This is a genomic window from Bacillus sp. AP50 (genome assembly GCF_040492675.1).
GTDB lineage: Bacteria > Bacillota > Bacilli > Bacillales > Bacillaceae_G > Bacillus_A > Bacillus_A cereus.
The window spans coordinates 22,125-28,317 of record NZ_JBEUTW010000095.1 but is presented as its reverse complement, the minus strand read 5'-3'; the positions used below and the strand labels follow the sequence as shown (position 1 = coordinate 28,317).

Sequence of the window (6,193 nt, the reverse complement as noted above, 5' to 3'; positions counted from 1 at the left end):
AAATATGTAAAAACACCACGAAATATGCGTTTTTCATGCAAAAAAACAAGAGAATTATCTTTTTTGAGTGCAATTCTCTTGTTTTATGTAATGAGTATGAAAAATAAGTACAAGGAATAATCAGTGGGAAATTCCCACTGATTACATGTAAGTTTTTTGTTGTGTATGAATTAGAAACTATTATTTTGAAGGTGAACCTTTAATATATTTCCACAAGTCATGGAAGACATTAGCTTTGTGTAATGTATTAAGTAGTACTAAGGTGACTGGGCCGATGATTAATCCTAAAAAGCCAAAAAGTTTAAAGCCGACAAATAGAGCGACGAGTGTTGCTAATGGATCGAGACCGATGTTAGATGAAAGTACTTTCGGCTCCATAATTTGTCTTTGGACAATCACGACGATGTATAAAATGAGAAGACCAATGGCGAATGCGGTATCGCCAGTGAAAAATACGTATATAACCCATGGAACGAAGACTGCGCCTGTTCCTAAGTATGGTAGTAAATCTACAACTCCTGTAATAATCGCAATAGTAATGGCGTATGGTACGCGTAATATTAAAAGCCCGATTAGTACAATGACGGTTGTCATAGATACGAGTGTAAGTTGTGCTTTCACAAAACCAAACAAAGCTTTTCTTAAGTCGACAAAAATAGTTTTTCCATAGCCATGTACACGATTCGGTAGCAATTTTCTTGCTTTCTGAGCAAGACGGTGCCAATCGTAACTAATGAAGAAAGTGGCTAATAAAATGAATACAAGAACAGTTAAAGTTGTTGGCAGTGCACTAATGAAATTCGTTAACCCGCTTATAATGGCGGTTAAAAGTTCTTTCATTTGTGTTGTTGCTTCTGTTCCTAAGTTTTGAATGTTTTGTGTAATTGTATAGCGCTGTGGTTCTCCAAGATGATTAAATTTAGAGATTAAATCATCGTAGAGAGGCATAATATGATTAAGTGCAAATTGCTGAGCGAATGTAACGATATCTGGAAACTTTACTGTAACAAGTTGTAGTAAGTATGTTGTGGCAGATATTGCTTCAGTCACAAGATATGTAACAAGTCCAACGATAGCTCCAAATACGAGAATTAAGCTAACGAGTACTGCTAGTGCGCGAGGAAATTGTAGTTTTTGATTAAGGAAATTGACGACAGGATTAATCAAATAAGCAAATGCAAAAGCGATAATAAAAGGATAGATAAGCCCTGACATGTATAGTAATACATAGAACCCAGCTACCGTTGCTACAATGACAAATATGAGTCTCAATATCATATATAGTAAGTTTCGGTTCAAAGATGTATACCTCCCATTCCAATTTGGATTATCCTAATTCGTTCAACTTATAACGAGTGTGCTCCACTGATTAAAGTTTCACTTTATGTTATAGTGGAATGATGGATTTTTCCTGCTTTTTCAGTATGTGAGTGACTGTGAAAGCTTGGTGTTGATGCTTCTACTATATGGTAAAAACTTCATTTTCTCTTCTTTTTATTTTACCTGTTTCTAATTAGAAAAGAAAGAAGAGACGCCCGTTTTTTAAAATGTATACATGCTTAAATTTTGATGGTGAAAGTCTCAGTTTGTCATTTTAAAATACATAAAAAATGAAGTGATTCATGTTGAATAGGCATCGATATAGCATGTATAACGATAGGTTTAAAGGTATTTTTGTTTGGAAATGAGTTCATTATTTTCAGAAAGGAAGTGCAAACATGATTAGTCAGTCAACGTTATTTTTATTCATACTACTTATTATAGGACTTATTGCTAAAAACCAATCGCTTACTGTAGCTATTGGTGTGTTATTTTTATTGAAGTTTACGTTTTTAGGAGATAAGGTCTTTCCTTATTTACAAACGAAAGGAATTAACCTAGGTGTAACGGTCATTACAATAGCGGTGCTCGTACCGATTGCGACAGGGGAAATAGGTTTTAAACAACTTGGAGAAGCGGCGAAATCTTATTATGCGTGGATTGCTTTAGCTTCAGGTGTAGCGGTCGCTTTGTTAGCGAAAGGCGGCGTACAATTGTTGACGACGGATCCTCACATTACAACTGCGCTTGTTTTTGGGACAATTATAGCGGTTGCGCTATTTAATGGGGTTGCTGTTGGTCCGTTAATTGGGGCTGGAATTGCCTATGCGGTTATGAGTATTATACAGATGTTTAAATAAGGAATTTTATAGTAATATAAAATTTTTGAATTCTTTCTGTTCACAAAAGTCAGATAATTGTTTATAATAGGATTAGAAACTTTGAAAAGTTACATAACAGCAGAGACTTTACACCAGATAAAATAAAAACAACATAAAACAATTTTATAATGATATTGTTTTATGTTGTTTTTATCATAAAACTCTTCGGAATGTATTTTCCTCACTAACTTGTTGTTTTGAGCGTGAGGATTCGGGGAGACATTCACGCTCATGCTTTCCATGTAAACAATGGACAATAAGAGGGGAACATCGCAACAAATTTGCATGATCGTGCATTTTGCTTGCCTAAAGAGTGAACGGGCGTTCATAATTCATAAGGGGAGCAAATAGATATAAGGAGCAAGGTTGGGAGAATTTTCAGGAAAAGGAGAGAATGTCATGACTGTTATTCGAGGTTTAGAAGGGGTAGTAGCAACAACATCATCTGTGAGCTCTATTATTGATGATACATTAACTTATGTTGGGTATAATATTGATGATTTAGCTGAGAATGCTACGTTTGAAGAAGTAGTGTACTTATTATGGCACCGCAAGCTTCCTAATGAAAAAGAACTAGCGGAATTTAATGAAATTGTATCTGAATACTATAAAGTTCCAGGTGAGATTTTAACATATTTGAAACAAGTAGATTTAAAAATTGCACATCCGATGTCTGTTTTACGAACTGCAATTTCCATGCTATCATTATACGATGAGAGCGCTGAAATTATGGATGAAAAGTCCAATTATTTGAAAGCGGTTAAATTACAGGCGCAAGTCGGAACTTTAGTTGCTGCTTACGCGAGAATCCGTAAAGGTTTAGATATTGTTGAGCCAAGAAAGGATTTATCATTAGCTGCAAACTTCTTGTACATGTTAAATGATCGCGAGCCAAATGAAGTTGAAATTGAAGCTTTTGATAAGGCGCTTGTACTTCATGCAGATCATGAGTTAAACGCTTCTACATTTACTGCACGTGTTTGCGTAGCTACACTTTCAGATGTATATTCTGGTATTACAGCAGCAATCGGTGCATTAAAAGGTCCTCTTCACGGTGGGGCAAATGAAAATGTAATGAAGATGTTAACTGAGATTGGTGAAGAAGAAAATGTAGAGTCATATATTCATAATGCTCTTCAAAATAAAGTGAAAATCATGGGCTTTGGCCACCGTGTGTATGAGCAGGGTGATCCACGTGCAAAACACTTACGTGAAATGTCTAAGAGATTATGCGTGCTTTTAGGAGAAGAGAAATGGTATAATATGTCTATCAAAATTGAAGACATTGTAACAAAAGAAAAAGGTCTTCCACCAAATGTTGATTTCTATTCAGCTTCTGTATACCATTGTTTAGGAATTGACCATGACTTATTTACACCTATTTTTGCAATTAGCCGTATGTCAGGCTGGTTAGCTCATATTCTAGAACAATATGAAAACAACCGTTTAATTCGTCCGCGTGCTGATTATAATGGACCAACGCATCAAGTGTATGTTCCAATTGCACAACGATAAGCGAATAACACTATTTTGATAGTGAAAATACGCTTTCAAAAGTCTGATTTTTTCGGAAAGATGTAATGATTAGAATATTTTAATTTGACTAACGGTTTGAACTGAGGGGTTATTCCCTCAGTTTCATACATATGAAATTTCAAACATGGGGGTTATCACATTGACGACAGGTGAAAAAATTACTGTAACTAATGGTGTTATGAATGTACCAAACAATCCGATTATTCCATTTATCGAGGGAGATGGAATTGGTCCTGATATTTGGGCAGCTGCATCTCGCGTACTAGAAGCAGCAGTTGAAAAAGCTTATGATGGTGAGAAGAAAATCGTTTGGAAAGAAGTGCTTGCAGGGGAAAAAGCATTCAACCAAACAGGCGAGTGGTTACCAGAAGAAACTTTAAACTTAATTCGTGAATATTTAATCGCGATTAAAGGTCCACTTACAACTCCAGTTGGCGGTGGTATTCGTTCTTTAAACGTAGCACTTCGTCAAGAATTAGATTTATATGTATGTCTACGTCCAGTTCGTTATTTTGAAGGTGTTCCTTCACCTGTAAAACGTCCGGAAGATACTGATATGGTTATTTTCCGTGAAAATACAGAAGACATTTATGCTGGAATTGAATATGCACAAGGATCTCCAGAAGCAGAAAAAGTTCTTGCTTTCTTAAAAGAAGCAATGGGTGTTAATAAAATCCGCTTCCCAGAAACATCTGGTATTGGTATTAAGCCGATTTCAGAAGAAGGGACAAAGCGTCTTGTTCGTGCTGCAATTCAATATGCAATTAACGAAAAACGCTCTTCTGTTACATTAGTTCATAAAGGAAACATTATGAAATTTACAGAAGGTGCATTCAAAAACTGGGGTTACGAAGTAGCGGAACAAGAATTCGGCGACAAAGTATTTACTTGGGCTGAATACGATCGTATCGTTGAAAAAGATGGTAAAGATGCAGCGAATAAAGCGATGGCAGACGCTGAAGTGGCTGGAAAAATCATCGTAAAAGATTCTATTGCAGACATCTTCTTACAACAAATTTTAACTCGTCCACGTGAGTTCGATGTTGTTGCAACAATGAACTTAAATGGTGACTATATCTCTGATGCACTTGCTGCACAAGTAGGTGGAATTGGTATTGCACCTGGTGCAAACATTAACTATGTGACTGGACATGCTATCTTTGAAGCTACACACGGTACAGCTCCAAAATATGCAGGTTTAGATAAAGTAAACCCATCTTCTGTTCTTCTTTCAGGTGTATTATTATTAGAACACTTAGGATGGAACGAAGCTGCGAAATTAGTAACTGCTTCTGTTGAGAAAACAATTGCTTCAAAAGTAGTAACTTATGATTTCGCACGCTTAATGGAAGGTGCAACAGAAGTGAAATGTTCTGAGTTCGCTAATGAACTTATTAAAAACATGGATGTAGCGATAATCAAAAACGCATAATTAAAGCGGGGGGGTAAATTATGACAATCAAACGCAAGAAGGTTTCAGTCATCGGTGCAGGATTTACAGGAGCAACAACGGCATTCTTATTAGCACAAAAAGAACTGGCAGATGTTGTATTAGTGGACATTCCACAACTGGAAAATCCAACAAAAGGGAAAGCGTTAGATATGTTAGAAGCGAGCCCAGTACAAGGTTTTGATGCTAACATTATTGGAACATCTGATTACGCAGATACTGCTGATTCTGACGTTGTCGTTATTACAGCAGGTATTGCACGTAAGCCTGGTATGAGCCGTGATGACTTAGTAGCAACAAACTCTAAAATTATGAAAAGTATTACGCGCGACATTGCAAAACATTCACCAAATGCAATTATTGTTGTGTTAACAAATCCAGTTGATGCAATGACATATTCTGTATTTAAAGAAGCAGGATTCCCGAAAGAGCGTGTTATCGGTCAATCGGGTGTATTAGATACAGCTCGTTTCCGTACATTCATCGCACAAGAATTAAATCTTTCTGTAAAAGATATTACAGGATTTGTTCTTGGTGGACACGGTGACGACATGGTACCTCTTGTGCGTTATTCATATGCAGGCGGTATTCCGTTAGAAACGTTAATTCCGAAAGAGCGTTTAGAAGCAATCGTAGAACGTACACGTAAAGGTGGCGGTGAGATTGTAGGCTTATTAGGAAACGGTAGTGCATATTACGCACCAGCAGCTTCTTTAGTTGAAATGACAGAAGCAATCTTAAAAGATCAACGCCGTGTATTACCGGCTATTGCGTACCTTGAAGGTGAGTATGGTTATAGTGACCTTTACTTAGGGGTACCAGTAATTCTAGGTGGTAACGGAATTGAAAAAATTATTGAATTAGAACTTCTTGCAGATGAAAAAGAAGCGTTAGATCGCTCTGTAGAATCTGTACGTAACGTAATGAAAGTTCTTGTTTAATAATTGAATAGTAGTGAAAAAGATTCGGGATTCCGAATCTTTTTCTACTATTTACCGAATTGTTT

At 36.5% G+C, this 6,193-nt stretch carries 5 protein-coding genes; 4 read left to right on the top strand and 1 reads right to left on the bottom strand.

Annotated elements, in window-relative coordinates; all coding sequences use genetic code 11:
• Positions 1–180: 180 nt before the first annotated feature.
• On the bottom strand, positions 181–1,299 hold the full coding sequence (ytvI, locus tag ABWK52_RS08925) for a sporulation integral membrane protein YtvI (protein ID WP_001081388.1): 1,119 nt from the start codon (positions 1,297–1,299) through the stop codon (positions 181–183).
• 419 nt (positions 1,300–1,718) lie between these two features.
• On the opposite strand from ytvI, the gene ABWK52_RS08920 reads away from it, so the two are divergent.
• From ABWK52_RS08920 to mdh, 4 genes are all read left to right on the top strand, one after another.
• Entirely contained in the window at positions 1,719–2,180 is a 462-nt protein-coding gene (locus ABWK52_RS08920) for a DUF441 domain-containing protein (RefSeq protein ID WP_000625507.1), read from the top strand.
• Positions 2,181–2,567: 387 nt separating this feature from the next.
• Positions 2,568–3,716 (top strand): citrate synthase, encoded by a 1,149-nt coding sequence (citZ, locus tag ABWK52_RS08915; protein ID WP_000503652.1) that lies wholly within the window; start codon positions 2,568–2,570, stop codon positions 3,714–3,716.
• Between the two features lie 160 nt (positions 3,717–3,876).
• Positions 3,877–5,169: an NADP-dependent isocitrate dehydrogenase gene (gene icd, locus ABWK52_RS08910; RefSeq protein WP_000206898.1), complete on the top strand. Its 1,293-nt coding sequence runs from the start codon at positions 3,877–3,879 to the stop codon at positions 5,167–5,169.
• 20 nt (positions 5,170–5,189) lie between these two features.
• Positions 5,190–6,128 (top strand): malate dehydrogenase, encoded by a 939-nt coding sequence (gene mdh / locus ABWK52_RS08905; protein ID WP_000153232.1) that lies wholly within the window; start codon positions 5,190–5,192, stop codon positions 6,126–6,128.
• Positions 6,129–6,193: the final 65 nt, after the last annotated feature.

Bases quoted from the DNA above. Each gene is read 5' to 3' on its own strand.
- ABWK52_RS08920 (WP_000625507.1), top strand. From the start codon at position 1,719: ATGATTAGTCAGTCAACGTTATTTTTATTCATACTACTTATTATAGGA.
- mdh (WP_000153232.1), top strand. From the start codon at position 5,190: ATGACAATCAAACGCAAGAAGGTTTCAGTCATCGGTGCAGGATTTACA.